Source organism: Candidatus Arcticimaribacter forsetii, assembly GCF_910589745.1.
Taxonomy (GTDB): domain Bacteria; phylum Bacteroidota; class Bacteroidia; order Flavobacteriales; family Flavobacteriaceae; genus Arcticimaribacter; species Arcticimaribacter forsetii.
In genome coordinates, this window is sequence record NZ_OU342399.1 from 1,652,139 (window position 1) to 1,669,425 (window position 17,287).

Annotated in this window: 19 protein-coding genes, 4 tRNA genes and 1 pseudogene; 11 read left to right on the top strand and 13 right to left on the bottom strand. The window is 35.1% G+C overall.

The genetic code is table 11. The features are described from left to right. Positions 1–400 precede the first annotated feature (400 nt). Positions 401–565: a GldL-related protein gene (locus tag NG655_RS07550; RefSeq protein ID WP_252158715.1), complete on the top strand. Its 165-nt coding sequence runs from the start codon at positions 401–403 to the stop codon at positions 563–565. 81 nt (positions 566–646) lie between these two features. On the opposite strand, the gene NG655_RS07555 is transcribed toward NG655_RS07550, so the two are convergent. The 13 genes and pseudogenes from NG655_RS07555 to NG655_RS07620 all read right to left on the bottom strand — a co-directional run bounded on the left by NG655_RS07555 (position 647) and on the right by NG655_RS07620 (position 8,176). Then, positions 647–718 (bottom strand) — tRNA-Thr (locus NG655_RS07555). A gap of 10 nt (positions 719–728) precedes the next feature. Further along, a tRNA-Gly gene (locus NG655_RS07560) sits at positions 729–801 on the bottom strand. Between the two features lie 31 nt (positions 802–832). Beyond that, a tRNA-Tyr gene (locus NG655_RS07565) sits at positions 833–914 on the bottom strand. A gap of 65 nt (positions 915–979) precedes the next feature. Further along, positions 980–1,053 (bottom strand) — tRNA-Thr (locus tag NG655_RS07570). Between the two features lie 93 nt (positions 1,054–1,146). Next, the gene (gene hpf, locus NG655_RS07575; protein ID WP_252158716.1) at positions 1,147–1,440 is read right to left on the bottom strand and encodes a ribosome hibernation-promoting factor, HPF/YfiA family; all 294 of its coding nucleotides are present in this window, start codon (positions 1,438–1,440) and stop codon (positions 1,147–1,149) included. 22 nt (positions 1,441–1,462) lie between these two features. Further along, positions 1,463–2,356, bottom strand: a complete 894-nt coding sequence (locus NG655_RS07580; protein WP_252158717.1) for a tyrosine-type recombinase/integrase — start codon at positions 2,354–2,356, stop codon at positions 1,463–1,465. 71 nt (positions 2,357–2,427) lie between these two features. Further along, positions 2,428–2,622: a 30S ribosomal protein S21 gene (gene rpsU / locus NG655_RS07585; RefSeq protein WP_252158718.1), complete on the bottom strand. Its 195-nt coding sequence runs from the start codon at positions 2,620–2,622 to the stop codon at positions 2,428–2,430. Positions 2,623–2,696: 74 nt separating this feature from the next. Further along, a complete protein-coding gene (locus NG655_RS07590; protein WP_252158719.1) occupies positions 2,697–3,854 on the bottom strand; it encodes an acyl-CoA dehydrogenase family protein in 1,158 nt (385 codons plus the stop codon). A gap of 11 nt (positions 3,855–3,865) precedes the next feature. Beyond that, positions 3,866–4,468, bottom strand: a complete 603-nt coding sequence (locus tag NG655_RS07595; RefSeq protein ID WP_252158720.1) for a ComEA family DNA-binding protein — start codon at positions 4,466–4,468, stop codon at positions 3,866–3,868. 242 nt (positions 4,469–4,710) lie between these two features. Further along, positions 4,711–6,261, bottom strand: coding sequence for an alanine/glycine:cation symporter family protein (locus NG655_RS07600; RefSeq protein ID WP_252158721.1), 1,551 nt, complete (start codon positions 6,259–6,261; stop codon positions 4,711–4,713). Between the two features lie 76 nt (positions 6,262–6,337). After that, complete coding sequence (locus tag NG655_RS07605; RefSeq protein WP_252158722.1) at positions 6,338–6,556, bottom strand: PspC domain-containing protein; 219 nt, start codon at positions 6,554–6,556, stop codon at positions 6,338–6,340. Then, a pseudogene (locus NG655_RS09490) lies at positions 6,543–7,834 on the bottom strand (DUF2851 family protein). Before NG655_RS09490 ends, NG655_RS07605 begins: the two are co-directional and overlap by 14 nt. 30 nt (positions 7,835–7,864) lie before the next feature. Beyond that, on the bottom strand, positions 7,865–8,176 hold the full coding sequence (locus tag NG655_RS07620; RefSeq protein ID WP_252158725.1) for a rhodanese-like domain-containing protein: 312 nt from the start codon (positions 8,174–8,176) through the stop codon (positions 7,865–7,867). A gap of 125 nt (positions 8,177–8,301) precedes the next feature. Between NG655_RS07620 and NG655_RS07625 the strand changes: the two genes are divergently transcribed. The 10 genes from NG655_RS07625 to NG655_RS07670 all read left to right on the top strand — a co-directional run bounded on the left by NG655_RS07625 (position 8,302) and on the right by NG655_RS07670 (position 17,278). Then, on the top strand, positions 8,302–8,736 hold the full coding sequence (locus NG655_RS07625; RefSeq protein WP_252158726.1) for a MarR family winged helix-turn-helix transcriptional regulator: 435 nt from the start codon (positions 8,302–8,304) through the stop codon (positions 8,734–8,736). Positions 8,737–8,745: 9 nt separating this feature from the next. Next, positions 8,746–9,315 carry a YceI family protein gene (locus NG655_RS07630; RefSeq protein ID WP_252158727.1) on the top strand — a complete coding sequence of 190 codons (570 nt, stop codon included), beginning with the start codon at positions 8,746–8,748 and terminating at the stop codon, positions 9,313–9,315. Between the two features lie 257 nt (positions 9,316–9,572). Next, the gene (locus NG655_RS07635; RefSeq protein WP_252158728.1) at positions 9,573–10,973 is read left to right on the top strand and encodes an anthranilate synthase component I family protein; all 1,401 of its coding nucleotides are present in this window, start codon (positions 9,573–9,575) and stop codon (positions 10,971–10,973) included. Between the two features lie 2 nt (positions 10,974–10,975). After that, a complete protein-coding gene (locus tag NG655_RS07640; RefSeq protein WP_252158729.1) occupies positions 10,976–11,539 on the top strand; it encodes an anthranilate synthase component II in 564 nt (187 codons plus the stop codon). 2 nt (positions 11,540–11,541) lie between these two features. Further along, positions 11,542–12,534 carry an anthranilate phosphoribosyltransferase gene (gene trpD, locus NG655_RS07645; protein ID WP_252158730.1) on the top strand — a complete coding sequence of 331 codons (993 nt, stop codon included), beginning with the start codon at positions 11,542–11,544 and terminating at the stop codon, positions 12,532–12,534. Continuing rightward, entirely contained in the window at positions 12,534–13,325 is a 792-nt protein-coding gene (gene trpC / locus NG655_RS07650) for an indole-3-glycerol phosphate synthase TrpC (protein WP_252158731.1), read from the top strand. The genes trpD and trpC overlap by 1 nt, the downstream gene beginning before the upstream one ends. Beyond that, a complete protein-coding gene (locus NG655_RS07655) occupies positions 13,315–13,932 on the top strand; it encodes a phosphoribosylanthranilate isomerase (protein ID WP_252158732.1) in 618 nt (205 codons plus the stop codon). Before trpC ends, NG655_RS07655 begins: the two co-directional genes overlap by 11 nt. After that, positions 13,922–15,103, top strand: a complete 1,182-nt coding sequence (trpB, locus tag NG655_RS07660) for a tryptophan synthase subunit beta (protein ID WP_252158733.1) — start codon at positions 13,922–13,924, stop codon at positions 15,101–15,103. Before NG655_RS07655 ends, trpB begins: the two co-directional genes overlap by 11 nt. 24 nt (positions 15,104–15,127) lie before the next feature. After that, positions 15,128–15,895, top strand: a complete 768-nt coding sequence (gene trpA / locus NG655_RS07665; protein ID WP_252158734.1) for a tryptophan synthase subunit alpha — start codon at positions 15,128–15,130, stop codon at positions 15,893–15,895. Between the two features lie 129 nt (positions 15,896–16,024). Next, the gene (locus tag NG655_RS07670; RefSeq protein ID WP_252158735.1) at positions 16,025–17,278 is read left to right on the top strand and encodes an NRAMP family divalent metal transporter; all 1,254 of its coding nucleotides are present in this window, start codon (positions 16,025–16,027) and stop codon (positions 17,276–17,278) included. The last annotated feature ends 9 nt before the right edge of the window (positions 17,279–17,287 follow it).

The window sequence follows — 17,287 nt, forward strand, 5'->3', positions numbered from 1 at the left end:
ACTATTTAACTGGCAAATCAATTTTATCAGAAAAAACCCGATTACATCTGCATATTTGAGTTTTTTTAAAGGAGTACTTGTTACTTTAATTGTGCTGTATTTTTTTTTGAATAAAAAATAAACTCAACCGTAAAAATAACTTGTGCCAATGAAAAAAAACACCTTAATTTTGATCATACTTATAGTATTCTATCTTTGGTTAGAATTAGCTGTGGGTGTATTCTTCCAGGAAAGCTGGGGAGGAAGCTAATATAAACTACAAATAAGAAAAATAATACCCTCAATATGGCGCTCAAATTTTTCAAATTTTTCTTAATTGCAATAACTGTGGTGGGTGTATTTTATAGATTAATTAAAGACCTCAGCGCTTGGACCAATTTCTTTAAATAAATCAACAACTATGAATAAAGTAAAATACTTAGGGTTATCCATTGGAATTTTTGGATGTCTTTTTAAACTAATGTCCTGGGCAGGTGCAAGTCTTCTATTAATTATAGGACTGTCCTTATTAGGAATTTACTACCTCATAAAAGTATTCGAAAACAATTCCTCAGAGAACAAGTAGCTTTTAATTTCGAGCAAAAAAAAACACCTAAATACTTTTAGGTGTTTTTTGTTTTGTAATTGCCTTTACTATGTTAAGTTGAGCCAGCGAGCAGATTTGAACTGCCGACCTCTTCCTTACCAAGGAAACGCTCTACCCCTGAGCTACACCGGCAATTAAAGAGAGCGAGAGACCGGGTTCGAACCGGCGACATTCAGCTTGGAAGGCTGACGCTCTACCAACTGAGCTACTCTCGCATTTTAAAATCTTACATAAGATCTAAGGTTGTGGGGAGAGCAGGATTCGAACCTGCGAAGACGTAGTCAGCAGATTTACAGTCTGCCCTCGTTGGCCGCTTGAGTATCTCCCCAATAATATTTCAAATAACGAGAATTAATCTCGATTGAATCGTACCGTTTCGATTCGTTTTTTAAGAGCCGATGGAGGGACTCGAACCCACGACCTGCTGATTACAAATCAGCTGCTCTAGCCAGCTGAGCTACATCGGCTTTTGTTGTAAAAAAACCCCGCTCTTTCGAACGAGGTGCAAATGTAGATATTTATTTTTTTTGATTCAAATGATTTGATGAAAAAAAATCAATTTATTTAATATTTTCTTTGTGCTTTTTTAAAATTCGTTCTGCAGCCCTGACATTCAAATCAATAGCTTCTTCGAAGGTCTTACATGTTTTTTTAACAACAACATCATCTCCTACAATTCTTAGTATAATCTCCGCAAATTTGTTAACTCGATCCGACGCATTCTCAACTTTAAATACTACTTCAGCATTGAGTATATTGTCGTAAAACTGCTCCAGTTTTTCTATTTTCTTTTTTGCAAATTCGATTAATTTTCCGTCAGCTGTGAAATTGATAGATTGAACGTTGATTGTCATAATTGTAAGGTTTTAATTAAAACTATTTTTCTGTTCCCCGCGGGTGAGCTTTAGCGTATACTTGCTTCATTTTATCTATACTGGTATGAGTATAAACCTGAGTTGCTGCTAAAGAGGCATGTCCTAAAAGATCTTTTACGGCGTTTAAATTTGCGCCTTTGTTAAGCAAGTGGGTTGCAAAACTATGTCGCAGCATATGTGGGCTTCTTTTTACTTTTGTGGACACTAAACTAATATAACCATTTACAGTTTTGTAAACAAAGTTCTCAGGAAGAATTTTACCTTTTTCTGTTTGTAATAAGAAAGATTTAGGTTCATACATTATGTTGAGCTTTGTAGCTTCAATATAGTTTTTTAATGATAATTCTAATGAATTCATCATCGGGATAATACGTTCTTTATTTCTTTTCCCAACAACTCGTATTGTTTTTGAATCAAATGATAAATCATTCATTTTTAAAGATATCAATTCTGCTCTGCGAATCCCGGTACTGTATAAAATCTCAATAATTGTTTTTTGCAAAATACCCTTGTAGGAGTCTTCAAAATGATTCTCTTCGAACAATTGTTCCATTTCTTTTTCAGAAAAAGGGATGTGAACTTTTTTAGATTGCTTTAGAGGAACATGTTTTCTTAATGGAGAAACTTTAATTGTTTCTAGACGCAACAAGAAATTATAATAGGATCGCAAAACAGATATCTTGCGATTAACAGTTCTATTCGTTTTGCCAGATTCTATCAAAGAAACTACCCAGGATCTAATTATTGAATATGGAATTTGTTCTATATCAGATACTTCAAACTGTTCTTCACAAAACTGCTGAAAAGTCAACAGATCTTTTTCATATGCAGTTTGCGTATGAATCGAATATTTTCGTTCACACTTGATGTACTCAATATAGTGAGATATAGACATAAAAAAACGTTGTTACTCAAAGTTATAAAACTTTAAACAACAACGTTTATAATTTAAGCTACAATTAAAAATTAAAGACTTTCTGCGTCTCTCAATTTTTGGATGTATTGTGCTTTTTGAATTTTTACTCTGTTTTTTACAGAAGGTTTAGAAAACTGCTTACGAGAACGTAGCTGACGCATGCCTCCAGTTTTATCAAATTTACGTTTGTAGCGCTTTAAAGCTCTATCGATATTCTCACCTTCTTTAATTGGTATAATTAACATAATAATGCACCTCCTTTCGTTAAAATAGGCTGCAAATATAAACAACCTTTTATATATATCTAGGATTTATTCATTTAATCTTTCAAGAGCTCTCTTGAGATGACTAATTTCTGAATTTCAGTGGTTCCTTCTCCAATGGTACAAAGCTTAGAATCACGGAAAAACTTCTCTACTGGAAAATCTTTTGTAAATCCATATCCACCGTGGATTTGAACTGCTTCATTGGCAACTTTAACGCAAACTTCGGAAGCATACATCTTGGCCATTGCACCGATTTTGGTAATATTTTTTCCCGAAATTTTATCTGCCGCTGCTTTGTGCAATAACAATTCAGAGGCTTCAATTTCGGTAGCCATGTCTGCTAATTTAAAAGAAATTCCTTGGAATGAACTAATTGGCTTTCCAAATTGTTTTCGTTCTTTAGAATATTGAAGTGAGGCTTGATAAGCACCTTTAGCTAAACCTAGTGAAAGGGCTCCAATAGAAATCCTACCACCATCTAATATTTTCATAGATTGAATGAATCCCTGGCCTACTTCCCCTAATCTATTTTCATCAGGGATGATACAATTATCAAAAACAATTTCTGCAGTTTCTGAAGCACGCATTCCTAATTTATTTTCTTTTTTCCCAAATCCAAAACCTGGTGTTCCCCGTTCAACAACAAAAGCCGTCATTCCTCGACTATCACCTTTTTCTCCATTGCGTGCAATTACAACTGCAATATGTCCGCTCTTACCGTGTGTGATAAAATTCTTGGTTCCATTCAAGACCCAATTATCTCCGACTTTCTTTGCAGTAGTATTCATTCCTTTAGCATCAGAACCTGTATTGTGTTCTGTTAATCCCCAAGCTCCAATATGTTCTCCAGTCACTAATTTAGGAAGCCATTTAGCACGTTGAGTTTCATTTCCGAAAAGATAAATATGATTGGTGCAAAGTGAGTTGTGGGCAGCAACAGAAAGACCAATAGAGGGGTCGACGATAGATATCTGCTCAATTACAGATATATATTCATGATATCCTAAGCCAGAACCTCCATACTCCTCAGGAATTAAAATTCCTAAGAAACCTAACGCTCCTGCTTTACGCATAACATCGATAGGAAAATGCTGAGATTCGTCCCACTCCATAACATGTGGCTTAATAAACTTTAGAGCGAAATCTTTTGCTGATTGAGCAATTAGGTCTGTAGACTCAGACGTTTCAAATATGAGAGAGTTTTCAATCATGGAGTATTTATTTAATACAAATATAGTGCTAATCTTTTTATTTTCAAGGAATCTAAAACAGCTTGATCTTGGAGACTTTTCAACGAGATATTCTTGTTTTTTGTTCTCAAAGCAATGATTTTTTTTGCTTCATTTTTTGTTAAAAAAGGTATTTCAAAAAGGTATTCTAAAGTAACCTCTGCAAGAGCAATCTTATCTCTTTTGGGCTGTATTAAAACTTGATATTTTTCTTCTATCTTACTAACGACCAAACTATCTAAGCCATAAACTTGATTAAGTTGATTGATTAAATCGAAACCTCCAACACGTTCTCTATACTTAACAATTCGATTAGAGAACACAGTGCCTATACCACGAATAAGCATGAGTTCTTTCGCAGTTGCTTTGTTAATATCTTTTATCTTTCTAACGGTAGTTTTTTTATTTTCTAGCTCTTTATCAAGTACCCATTTCGGAAATTTAAAAAAAGGACTATATTTTAAAATCCAGGAAGATGAAACTTGAGTAACCACCTTAAATTCTTCAATAGAATTTGCAAATTTACCTAGTTCTCTAAACTTATGTAACCGTTTAATTTCATCTAACGAAAGTCCTAATGCATACCCTTTTGACAAAGAAATATAGTTCGGGTTAAATGGGAAAATTTGTTCTTTATTTTCTAGAAGCTTTAAAGAATCTATATGGTTTTGTAACTCAGTATCTAAAGAAACTAGATCTATAGGCGCTTTTTTTAAAGTAAAGTATTGCGTTCTAAGTAAATAAGTAACCCTAGGAGCAATGCTAATAAAAAAAAGGTCACTCGTTGTGTTCTGAACGAACTAAAAGCGAATGACCTTTTATCTTGTATTAAGTAATTTTAACTCTTAACTGTTTTAATAGCTTCTAAGTATTTATTTAACTCTTCTTTTACTGTTGGGAAAAGTATTAGTAAACCGATCATATTAGGAAATACCAATGCTAGTATCATTGCATCAGAAAAAGCCCATACAGAAGACATGTCCCCAGCTGCACCGATAACTATGAAAATTAGGAATAAAGATTTATAAGTCAAATCAGAAATCTTACTTTTTCCAAACACAAACATCCATGACTGTAAACCGTAATAAGACCAAGAAATCATGGTAGAAACTGCAAATAAAACTACTGCAATTGTAAGGAAAGGACCTGAAAAGGAAATATATTTAGCAAAAGCTGCGGCAGTAATTCCAGCACCTTCAACTGGCAATCCATCGATTAAAACTTTTCCTCCTTCTCCTCCATATGAAAAGACAGTACTGTCTCCATTAAAAATTATAATAACCAAAGCAGTCATTGTGCAAATCACAACGGTATCAATAAAAGGTTCTAGTAATGCAACTAAACCTTCCGAAGCTGCATATTTGGTTTTAACAGCAGAATGAGCAATCGATGCAGAACCCGCACCTGCTTCATTTGAAAAAGCTGCTCGCCTAAACCCTGTTATCAAAACACCTAAAAAACCTCCAAGACCAGCTTGAGGACTAAATGCTTGAGAAAAAATCATCCCAAATGCGTCATCAATGAACCAAAAATTACTCAAAATAATATAAAGACAAGCTAGGATATACATAAGAGCCATAAAAGGGACTACCTTCTCTGTTACTGATGCAATTCTCTTGATTCCTCCAATGATTATAACTCCCACAACAACCATCAAAATCACCCCGATAATAGTTCTTGCGCTTCCTCCTTCCATTCCGAAAGTTTCTACTAACTGCATTGCAGCTTGATTAGATTGCGCAGCATTACCACCACCGAAGGAAGCTCCAATGCACAATAATGCAAAGATCACACCCAAGACTTTACCAATTTTTGCAAATCCTTTTTCCTCTAAACCACGAGTCAAATAATACATGGGACCACCATATACAGTTCCATCTTCACCGACATCTCTATATTTAACCCCCAAAGTACATTCTACAAATTTGGTTGACATTCCGATAAGACCACAAACCACCATCCAAAAAGTGGCGCCAGGACCACCAACTGCTATTGCTAAGGCTACTCCTGCAATATTTCCGTTACCAACAGTACCAGAAACAGCAGTTGCTAATGCCTGGAAATGAGAGACTTCTCCGTCATCAGAACTATCCTCAACTGCATCATATTTCCCTCTAACAGTATTGATTGCAGTTGGAAATCTTTTGATGTTGATGAACCCAAAATAAATTGTAAAAAATAAAGCTCCACCGACTAACAAAAATATTATCGTTGGAATTTCTGTGCCCGGAAAATTATGTAAAATTAATGATTCCCACCAATTTGCAATTGGAGTAAAAGCATCGTTGATGCGCTCGTCTAAACCTTTCTCTTGAGCATAAGCAAAAGGAGTAGATAGAATCGATAGCACTAAAAAAAGGTGCTTCGATTTATTCGTTAAAAATTTCATATGAATTTAATGTGATTAGTAAATAACGAATATGCAAAAATTAGCCTAGAAATCAAATTATAAAAGCAAGTCATTTTTACAAATCAAAGACAGATGTTCTTTTTGTGTAAATCATGTCTTTTAATTTAATCCAAAAAGCCAAAGTCAAATACAGTCCGAAAAAACCTCCGAATGTTGCAAATGAAGCATAAATAAAAAATAAACGTACATTTTTCACTTTCATCCCTAAGGTGTCAGCAAAGCGACTACTTACCTCAAACCCATGCCTTTCAAACCATTGTCTAATTTTGTCCATTTCTTTTTGTTGGAATTAATATGGAATATCCAACACTGCAATTTAAACATTTTTTTAGATCGCAGTAATTTGTTTTAAGTTCGATTAAACTTTGAGAATCTAATGCTGAATTTGCTATGATTTTTAATTTTTCGAAACCACTTACAATACTATTTTTCTCAGGATTTATTTTTTGTGCCCATTGAAACAACATTTCTGATGGAGCAGTACCTATGTGTTTTTCATAGGAGTATTTTAAAGGTATAATCGTATTTATTGTGAGTAATTCAAGAAAAGATTTGGATATTTTTTTATTTCTTTTCGCAGAATCTTTACCAAAAATATAATCTGATTTCCAATAATCAGAAACTCCAACATTTATAAATAAAGAGGTATTTAATTGATTACTATTTTGAATTAAGTTCGAAAACACCGCCTTGTTAACTGAATATAATTGCGCAAGTTGAGCCCATCGAATTGAGGGGAAGTTCCTAGGTCTTAATCGGTTAAATTGGATGATCGGAGGCTGAATATCACACAAACTATATTTTCTTTTTAAATAGGAATAGATCTGAGCCAATTGTTCATGATACTTATCCTTGTAAGGAGCAATAAGCATACCCGAAAGCCCCATAAAAAGTGCTTCTAGACTTTTGACTTCATTCCAGTTTTTTCGAATTACAGAAAAAGGAATCAGCTTTGCAACCTCCAAAAAAGAAGTTCCATTTATATTAAGACCAAAGTTCTTTGCAAGCAATACAAAACAAACTGCCTCCCAGTCGTTTTTAAATTCAACCAAAAGCTCTTGTATTAACAATGATTTTTTTCTATTCGTTGAATAAAAAGACGCTCCTTCCAATTAATCCAGATAGAAGAATCTACCTTGTGAATTTGTTTCTCGCAGGGAATCCAATTTTCGAATTGCAAAAACTGACTTTTGTATTTTTCTAAAAACAGCTTAGAAACTCTGGCAGAAAGCTCAAGTGTTGGAAGTTCAGTTCCTGATTCAGTTAAAACTGCAATATCGTGTTCCCAAACCACATGTAATATAACCGCATTATAATTCGGATCTTGATGGTGTCTATGAGCAAACCAATCCGAGGATTTTAAATGAATTTCAACATTACCAACCCAGTCTAGATCATCGATTTTTAAACGTGCATCTGAAAAATCAGGACCAGCAAGCATGTTGTGAGTCCCTGTTTTAATCACCTGCAAATCATACCCTTGGGTAGTCTTCAGGTTGACTTGCAGAAACTTTTGATGCTTCCACAAAAAATGCAAAAAATCTTCTTTCATAAGCTTGGGGCAATGAAAATATTTTAAATATTACTCTACTAAGTCACCAGTCCAGGCTAATATTCCTCCTTCTAAGTTATAAGCTGACTCAATTCCTAATTGACCTAAAAGTTGGCATGCTTGTCCACTTCTAGCTCCTGATCTGCAATAAACAAAATAAGACTTAGTCTTATCTAAAGCTTGAATTGAATCCATAAATTCTTGTGGCTGACGAATATCAATTAACTGAGCACCTTCTATATAACCTGACTCAAATTCTCCCTCAGTCCTTACATCTAGGATTACTGCATCGGGAGTTTCTTCTTTTAATGAGACCCATTCATTCTGATCTAAATCATTCATAGTATAATATTTTAATCAAATGTATATCGATTTAATCTAGCTACAAAATATTATTATAAATTGATGATTTAGATATATGAATTAAATTATTATATTTGTACATACAAATGTTGTAAGTACAATTTATGAGTAAGAATATAACAAAGCATACAGTTATCAGTATTTTAACCAGTGGGTATAAAATAAATGATGAATTATCCGCTTTGTTTAAAATTTATGAAATTTCATTACCTCAGTTTAACGTTCTTAGAATTTTGAGAGGTCAAAAAGGTACTGCTGCAAACTTGTCTACCATACAAGAGCGTATGATTCATAAAATGAGTAACACGACTCGATTAATTGATAAACTCATAAGTAAAGGATATGTCAATCGTTTTATTTGCGAGAAAAATAGAAGAAAAATTGAAATCTTCATTACAGAAAAAGGTCTTTCATTATTGAAGTCTTTAGATCATGTTGTTGATGAAAAGGAAAAAGATTTATTGAGTAATATTACTTTAAAAGAAAAAGAAGAATTAACCCGTATTTTATTAAAAATTAAAACTGAAACTAACCAATAAATAAATCAAATGAAAAAAACAATCACTACCCTATTCTTATCAGCTGTAGCTTTTTTAAACTCAGCCAATCTTACCGCACAAGAAGTTGCAATTAATGCGTCTGAAAGTTCAATTCATTGGACTGGAAAAAAAGTAACTGGACAACATGAAGGAAACATCAATCTAATTTCAGGAAGTCTCAATATGACTGACGGAGTATTGACCGGAGGTTCTTTTGTTGTTAACATGAATTCAATTATAACAACGGATCTTGAAGGTGGTTCTGCAGACAAATTGGAGGGTCACTTAAAATCAGATGATTTTTTCGGAGTTCAAGCTCATCCAGAAGCTACTCTTGTATTTACTGCTATTGAGAGCAAAGGTGCTGGACTATATTCAGTAACTGGAGATTTTACTATCAAGGGAAAAACAAACCCTGAAACTTTTGACTTACAGTTATCGGAAGGTTCTGCAACAGCTAAAGTTGTAATTGACCGTTCTGAATACGACATCAAGTACGGATCAAAATCATTTTTTGAAAATATCGGTGACAAATTCATCTACGATGAATTTGACTTAGACGTAACTTTAAAACTATAATTATTATGAAAGCAAATAGACCAAAATGCGGATGTGGAAACACTCAAAATCCAGAAGGATTTTGTGACGGTTCTCACGCAAATAAATAATTTGTGATTTATTGGATTAAAAATATTATTTCTACTATATTTGATCTAATGAAACGAATTACAAATTTTACAGCTTGGTGGAACGAATAACAAATCTATTCGTGATCAACGCTATTTATATATATCAAAGGCTTGTCATCACGACAAGCCTTTTTTAATTTACGACCTATGGAAACATTTAAACTACATTCTCAGCACAAAAAAATTCTGGCAGATACCCTGACTCCAGTTAGTGCATACCTTAAAGTAAGAGATGTTTTCCCTCATAGCTTACTTCTAGAGAGTAGTGATTACCATGCAAATAATAAGAACTTTTCTTATATCTGCTGTAATCCTATTGCTTCTATAGCGCTTAAAAACAAAAAACTTACTATTAAATATCCCGATGGAACCTCTTCTTCGGAAATGCTTACAAGTAACTCTAACATACCCGAACGCATCCATACTTTTTCTCAACAGTTTAAAAGTGAAGACTATCCATTTAAATTTATTAGTAATGGTATTTTTGGTTACATTGCTCATGATGCGGTTGAGCATTTCGAAAATCTTGAATTAAATACTGAGAAGGAAGGTCTAGATATTCCTGAAATTTACTACGCGGTTTATCAAAACATAATCGCAATTAGTTTATTTAATCACGAAGCACATTTGTTTTCTCATACCTATAATGGTGAACACAACATTGATCAAATAGAACAACTGCTTTATGCAAAAAACAGCACCTCCTTTTCATTTGAAAAAGTTGGAAAAAAAACATCCAATCTAACGGATGCTGATTTTATTGATTTTGTAAAAAAAGGAAAACAACATTGTTTTCGAGGTGATGTTTTTCAATTGGTTCTTTCTCGTCGTTTTTCGCAAAAATTCAAGGGAGATGAATTTAATGTTTACCGAACTTTACGCTCAATTAACCCATCACCTTATCTATTCTTTTTTGACTACGGAGACTTCAAAATTTTCGGAAGTTCTCCTGAAGCTCAAATAATAGTAGAAGAAGGAAAAGCAGAAATACATCCAATTGCAGGTACTTTTAAAAGAACAGGCAATGATGAACAAGACAAGCAATCTGCTTTAGAACTAGCGAAGGACCCAAAAGAAAATAGCGAACATGTAATGTTGGTTGACTTAGCTAGAAATGATTTAAGCAGAAATGGCTCTGAGGTAGTAGTCGAAAAAAATAGAGAAATTCAGTTTTTTTCGCATGTAATCCATTTGGTCTCCAAAGTAACCTGTACCATGAAAAAAGCGGCTAAAACATTTCAAGTGGTTGCAGACACCTTCCCTGCAGGTACTTTAAGTGGTGCTCCTAAACACAATGCGCTTAAATTAATCGATCGTTATGAAAAATCAAAACGTAACTTCTATGGAGGCGCTATTGGATATATGGATTTTAAAGGGAATTTTAATCATGCGATTATTATTAGATCATTTCTATCAAAAAATCAAGAATTACATTACCAAGCTGGAGCCGGAATAGTTGCAGATTCAGTTCCAGAAAATGAACTACAAGAAGTATATAATAAATTAGGGGCTTTAGACAAAGCCTTAACACTAGCCGAAGATATATAAATATGAAAAGGATTTTTCTCATTGATAATTATGATTCTTTCACCTATAATTTGGTGCACTATTTAGAAGAATTAGACTGTGAAGTAACGGTTAAAAGAAACGACCAGTTTAACCTAGACGAACTAGAAGGTTTCGAACATATTGTCCTTTCCCCTGGCCCTGGAATTCCAGAAGAGTCCGGGTTATTAAAAGCTGCAATTGAGCGGTATGCTCCAACCAAAAAAATCTTAGGGGTTTGCCTAGGGCAACAAGCAATTGCGGAGGTATTTGGAGCAGAACTAATTAATCTTGACAAAGTATATCACGGTGTTGCAACTCCAATAAATATTGTAAAAGAAGATGTTATTTTTGAGGGACTTCCTAAGACCTTTGAAGTAGGACGATACCACTCTTGGGTAGTTAAAACTCCACTCCCAGACCAACTTATAGCTACTTCTTTCGATGATGAAGGTCAATTAATGTCTTTACGTCACAAAGAATATAATGTATGTGCAGTTCAATACCACCCAGAATCTGTGCTAACACCTCAAGGAAAAAAAATTATTGAAAACTGGATTAATTCATAACTATGAAAACCATACTCAACCGTTTAATTCGTCACGAGCAACTATCCAAGGATGAAGCTCGTCAAATGATCATAAACATTGCAGACGGGAAATATAATAGTAGTCAGATTGCTTCTTTCCTAACGGTGTACATGATGCGAAGCATTAGTCTAGAGGAACTTGAAGGCTTCAGAACGGCTCTTCTAGAACTCTGTATTGCTATTGATTTAAACGAATTCGAAACCATTGACTTATGTGGTACTGGAGGAGATGAAAAAGATACCTTTAACATTTCCACACTTTCTTCTTTTGTTACTGCTGGAGCAGGTATAAAAGTTGCCAAACACGGAAACTATGGCGTTTCTTCGGGCTGTGGATCTAGTAATGTATTAGAACATTTGGGCATCCGTTTTTCAAACGAAGAAGACTTTTTGAAACGTTGCATCGATCAAGCAGGAATCTGTATTTTACACGCTCCTCTTTTTCATCCAGCCATGAAAAATGTTGCTCCTGTACGAAGAGATTTAGGAGTTAAAACATTCTTCAATATGCTCGGCCCGTTGGTAAATCCATCGTTTCCTAAAAACCAATTGACCGGGGTTTTCAATTTAGAACTTGCCCGTTTATATCACTATTTATTCCAAAAAACAGATCAAAACACAACCGTTCTTTATGACTTAAAAGGCTACGATGAAATTTCGCTAACTGGGACTACAAAAGCACTAAGCAGAAACAGTGAACGTATTCTTACACCAGCAGATTTTGGAGTACAACCACTAGACGCTTCAGAAATCTCAGGGGGATCAAACGTAAATTCATCCGCAGAAATTTTTATGAATGTTATTCAAAACAAAGGAACCCAAGCGCAACAAAATGTTGTTTGTGCAAACGCTGGAATGGCCATTGCAACTGCCTTGGATTTGTCTCCAATTGAAGGCTTCGAAAAAGCAAAAGAATCCCTTTCAAACGGAAATGCCCACAAAGCCCTTACAACACTTCAAAACCTAAGCAAGTAATGACCATTTTAGATAAAATAATTGCAGATAAAAAAGTTGAAGTTGCACTTCGTAAGCAACTATTCCCGTTTGCTTATTGGGAAGCTTCTCCTATTTTTGAAAGAGAAACTATTTCCTTGACTCAAAATCTACGCAACAGTTCTTCAGGAATTATTGCGGAACACAAAAGACGTTCTCCTTCTAAACAAAACATAAACAGTTCCCTTTCGGTTCTTGATGTAGCCAAAGGATATGAAGATGCAGGCGTGTGTGGAATGTCAGTTTTAACTGATGGTAAATATTTTGGAGGAGCACTAGAAGATTTAAACATAGCCCGAGCAGTTACCGATTTCCCTTTACTTAGAAAAGAATTTATAATCGATGAATATCAACTTATTGAAGCAAAAGCCCATGGAGCTGATGTAATCTTACTTATTGCTTCGGTATTGACAAGGGAAGAGATTAAACAGCTGTCTACTGCTGCTAAAAGCTTAGGACTCGAAGTACTACTTGAAGTTCACAATCTCGCAGAACTAGAAAAGTCGATCATGCCATCATTGGATCTTTTGGGGGTTAACAACCGAAACCTTAAAACCTTTGAAGTTGATCTACATACCAGTAAAACTCTTGCTGAAAAAATACCTGATGATTTTGTAAAAATATCAGAAAGTGGAATAAGCAATTCAGCTGCTATTATAGATCTAAAAAAATATGGTTTTGAAGGATTCTTAGTTGGTGAAAATTTCATGAAAACTCAAAATCCGGGTGCGAGTGCAGCGGCATTCATTAAAGAAATCGAAGATGAAGCTTAAAGTTTGTGGTATGCGACTCCCCGAAAACATCAAAGCACTTACTGCTTTGAACCCAGATTACATGGGATTTATTTTTTGGGCTCCTTCTTCTAGATTTGTCGATAGCTCGACTCCACCGCTATCAAAAGAAATTAAGAAAACAGGTGTTTTTGTTGATGCTTCTCTCGATTATATAGAAACCATAATTAAGGATCATAACCTACAAGCTGTTCAACTTCATGGAAAAGAAAATCCAGAATATTGTAGTTATATAAAAAACTTAGATGTAGAAGTAATCAAAGCATTTAGTGTAAAAGATCATTTTGATTTCTCGAGTTTAGATCCGTATGAATCTGCCTGTGATTTTTACTTATTTGATACGAAAGGAGAACTCCCTGGAGGAAATGGTTATGGTTTTGACTGGAGTATTTTAAAACATTATCCATCGAAAAAACCATTCTTTCTGAGCGGCGGAATTGGTCTGGAAGAAGTAAAACAAATATTAGAATTAAAAAAAATAGATTTACCACTTTATGCAATCGATGTAAATAGTAAATTTGAAATCGCTCCCGGAGTAAAGAAAATAGATGAATTAGAACAATTTAAAAACGAATTGTATGAACTATAATGTAGATGAAAGAGGATATTACGGAGATTTTGGAGGTGCATTCATCCCCGAAATGTTATATCCAAATGTAGCTGAACTAAAAGAGAATTATCTCAAAATTACAGCAGAGCCAGAATTCAAAAAAGAATTCGACGCACTTTTAAAAAGTTACGTAGGGAGACCAACCCCACTCTACTTTGCTAAGCGTTTATCTGAAAAATACAACACAAAAATTTACCTGAAAAGAGAAGATTTGTGTCATACGGGAGCGCACAAAGTAAATAACACCATCGGCCAGATATTACTAGCAAAACGCTTAGGAAAGAATCGAATCATTGCCGAAACAGGAGCTGGACAACACGGAGTAGCAACTGCAACAGTATGCGCTTTAATGGGAATTGAATGTATTGTATATATGGGAGCGCTAGACATTAAACGTCAAGCTCCAAACGTTGCCCGTATGAAAATGTTAGGTGCTGAAGTGCGACCAGCAATGTCAGGGAGTAGAACCCTAAAAGACGCAACCAACGAAGCCATTCGTGATTGGATCAACAACCCTGTTGACACACACTATATCATTGGATCGGTTGTAGGTCCTCATCCCTACCCAGATATGGTAGCGCGATTCCAATCGGTTATTAGCGAAGAAATAAAAACACAACTTCTAGAATTAGAAGGTCGCGACTATCCAGATCATGTAATTGCTTGTGTAGGAGGGGGAAGTAACGCTGCTGGATTATACTACCATTACCTCAACGACGAACGTGTAAATATCATAGCAGTAGAAGCAGCTGGAAAAGGTATTGATACTGGCGAAAGCGCAGCTACCTCTGTTCTTGGGAAAGAAGGAATCATCCATGGTAGTAAAACACTGTTGATGCAAACACCAGACGGACAAATCACAGAACCCTACTCCATTTCTGCTGGGCTAGATTACCCAGGAGTTGGACCTATGCATGCCCACCTTTTCAGAACTAAACGTGCTGAATTTGTTTCCGTGCCTGATCAAGAAGCAATGGACTGGGGGCTTACACTTTCTCAAATGGAAGGGATTATTCCAGCCATAGAAACAGCTCACGCCTTTGCAGCTCTTGATGTTCGTAAATTTAAACCCAATGAAGTTGTTGTGTTTAACTGTTCGGGACGTGGCGACAAAGATTTAGAAACCTACATCGATTATTTTAAGTTGTAAAAACAACAACCAAGATTTTAGAACATGAAACAAAATAGAATTGACCTCAAATTTCAAGAAGACAAAAAACTATTGTCCATCTATTTTTCTGCTGGTTTTCCCAACCTAGAAGATACTGTACCTATTTTAAAAAACCTACAAGCTGCTGGTGTAGATATGGTCGAAATTGGACTTCCTTTTTCTGATCCCCTTGCCGATGGTCCTACTATTCAAGAAAGCTCTACCCGCGCGCTTGAAAACGGTATGAGCACCCATAAGCTATTCGAACAACTTCAAGGAATTCGTGATCATATTGACATTCCATTGGTTCTTATGGGATACTTCAATCCGATGATGCAATTTGGTATTGAAAAATTCTGCCAACAATGTGAAGCCATTGGAATTGATGGCCTTATCATTCCAGATCTTCCAGTTGACGTATACAACGAACAGTACAAAAGTCTGTTTGATAAACATGGATTGTATAATATGTTTTTGATTACACCGCAAACTCCTGAAGAACGTATCCGATATATCGACGAGGTCTCAAACGGATTCATTTACATGGTTTCAAGTGCTGCGGTCACCGGTGCGCAAAGTTCTTTTGGAGCTACACAAGCAGACTACTTCAAGCGTATTGCAAACATGAACCTTAAAACGGAAACCGTAGTTGGTTTTGGAATAAGTAATGCTGACACCTACCAAGCGGCAATTACCCATTCTCGTGGTGCAATTATTGGTTCTGCCTTTATTAAATTCCTAGAAAAAGAAGGGGTTGAAAGTATCAAAGATTTTATAGCTGCCATCAGATAAGCATACAATGATATATTGATTATTGTTGTTTTTAAACAATACCAATAACCAAAAAGCCGAGCAATCCTTCTTTATTTTTAATAAAAAAGATATATTGAACAATATAAAAACAGTTCAAAAAAGTAAAGCATGGATGCTACCAATCTTTCTCGCTCTGATCGATTAAAATCTAAACTTAAGGACTTTGGTCCTGCATTTTTTATTATTGGATATGTAGTTGGTACTGGCAGTGTTACCTCTATGGTAGTTTCCGGAGCAAACTATGGGCTTAGCCTATCTTGGGCGTTGCTTCTTTCTTGTTTTTTTACCTATTTTTTACTGATCTCAATTAGCAAACTCACCATTATATCTGGAGAAACTTTAATGTTTAACTTCAAAAAAACATTTGGTAAACCCATTACCATTTTCATCATAACAGCATTAGCGGTCTCAATCGTTTCCTCGGTAATTGGTGTTATGGGTGTAGTTGCGGAAGTAACCATGGAATGGGTTTCTGTAAAAACCTCCATTTCTTTTCTAAACGGACCTCTTATTTCAACTCTTTTCATAGCTTTATTAATCGGTCTTTTTTGGACTGGGAAACATGAAAACTTTATTAAAGCCATGAGTATTATGGTCGGCTTTATGGCAGTTGCTTTTTTGGTTACTAGTTTTATGGTGGTTAAAGAATCTACAAATTCAATCCTTGAATTTTTTCCAAAATTACCCCTTGGAGATAATACAGGACTTATTGTTGCCGGAATGGTTGGTACCACTATGGCGGGTGTGTGTTTGGTTTCTAGAAGTATTTTAGTACAAGAACAAGGATGGAACCTGAATGATCTAAAAAAAGAAAATAAAGACGCAATGTCTTCTATGGCACTAACGTTTTTTATCAGTCTTGCGATTATGGTGAGTGCTACTGGAACGCTTTATTTTAAAAATATACCTGTAGACGGAGCTACTGATTTAATGAATGCTCTTGGTCCTTGGGCTGGAGAATTTGCACTTACTTTATTTACTTTGGGAATTATTGGAGCTGGTTTATCTTCTATTTTCCCAAACCTACTTCTTCTTCCGTGGCTTCTTGCAGATTATTCAGGAACGCCAAGAAACATGAAACGTCCCTTGTTTAAAGTACTTGTGGTAGGAATTGCTCTGACTGGATTAATTGTTCCAATTGTCGGCGGGAAACCAGTTTGGATCTTAATCGCATCACAGGCATTGAGCCCATTTATTATGCCACTAATTACATTATTTTTAATCATTTTATTAAATAAAACGGAGGTAATCAAAACACATAAAGCCTCCCTGGGGATGAATGTTGCTTTGGCTGCAACCTTCCTTTTTAATTGCTACATGCTTTATGTTGCACTGACAGGATTTATTAACTTAATGAAGTAAACTACTTCT

Excerpts from the sequence above, each read along its gene's own strand:
- NG655_RS07550 (WP_252158715.1), top strand. The coding sequence starts at position 401 with ATGAATAAAGTAAAATACTTAGGGTTATCCATTGGAATTTTTGGATGT.
- hpf (WP_252158716.1), bottom strand. The coding sequence starts at position 1,440 with ATGACAATCAACGTTCAATCTATCAATTTCACAGCTGACGGAAAATTA.
- NG655_RS07580 (WP_252158717.1), bottom strand. The coding sequence starts at position 2,356 with ATGTCTATATCTCACTATATTGAGTACATCAAGTGTGAACGAAAATAT.
- rpsU (WP_252158718.1), bottom strand. The coding sequence starts at position 2,622 with ATGTTAATTATACCAATTAAAGAAGGTGAGAATATCGATAGAGCTTTA.
- NG655_RS07590 (WP_252158719.1), bottom strand. The coding sequence starts at position 3,854 with ATGATTGAAAACTCTCTCATATTTGAAACGTCTGAGTCTACAGACCTA.
- NG655_RS07600 (WP_252158721.1), bottom strand. The coding sequence starts at position 6,261 with ATGAAATTTTTAACGAATAAATCGAAGCACCTTTTTTTAGTGCTATCG.
- NG655_RS07605 (WP_252158722.1), bottom strand. The coding sequence starts at position 6,556 with ATGGACAAAATTAGACAATGGTTTGAAAGGCATGGGTTTGAGGTAAGT.
- NG655_RS07620 (WP_252158725.1), bottom strand. The coding sequence starts at position 8,176 with ATGAATGATTTAGATCAGAATGAATGGGTCTCATTAAAAGAAGAAACT.
- NG655_RS07625 (WP_252158726.1), top strand. The coding sequence starts at position 8,302 with ATGAGTAAGAATATAACAAAGCATACAGTTATCAGTATTTTAACCAGT.
- NG655_RS07630 (WP_252158727.1), top strand. The coding sequence starts at position 8,746 with ATGAAAAAAACAATCACTACCCTATTCTTATCAGCTGTAGCTTTTTTA.
- NG655_RS07635 (WP_252158728.1), top strand. The coding sequence starts at position 9,573 with ATGGAAACATTTAAACTACATTCTCAGCACAAAAAAATTCTGGCAGAT.
- NG655_RS07640 (WP_252158729.1), top strand. The coding sequence starts at position 10,976 with ATGAAAAGGATTTTTCTCATTGATAATTATGATTCTTTCACCTATAAT.
- trpD (WP_252158730.1), top strand. The coding sequence starts at position 11,542 with ATGAAAACCATACTCAACCGTTTAATTCGTCACGAGCAACTATCCAAG.
- trpC (WP_252158731.1), top strand. The coding sequence starts at position 12,534 with ATGACCATTTTAGATAAAATAATTGCAGATAAAAAAGTTGAAGTTGCA.
- NG655_RS07655 (WP_252158732.1), top strand. The coding sequence starts at position 13,315 with ATGAAGCTTAAAGTTTGTGGTATGCGACTCCCCGAAAACATCAAAGCA.
- trpB (WP_252158733.1), top strand. The coding sequence starts at position 13,922 with ATGAACTATAATGTAGATGAAAGAGGATATTACGGAGATTTTGGAGGT.
- trpA (WP_252158734.1), top strand. The coding sequence starts at position 15,128 with ATGAAACAAAATAGAATTGACCTCAAATTTCAAGAAGACAAAAAACTA.
- NG655_RS07670 (WP_252158735.1), top strand. The coding sequence starts at position 16,025 with ATGGATGCTACCAATCTTTCTCGCTCTGATCGATTAAAATCTAAACTT.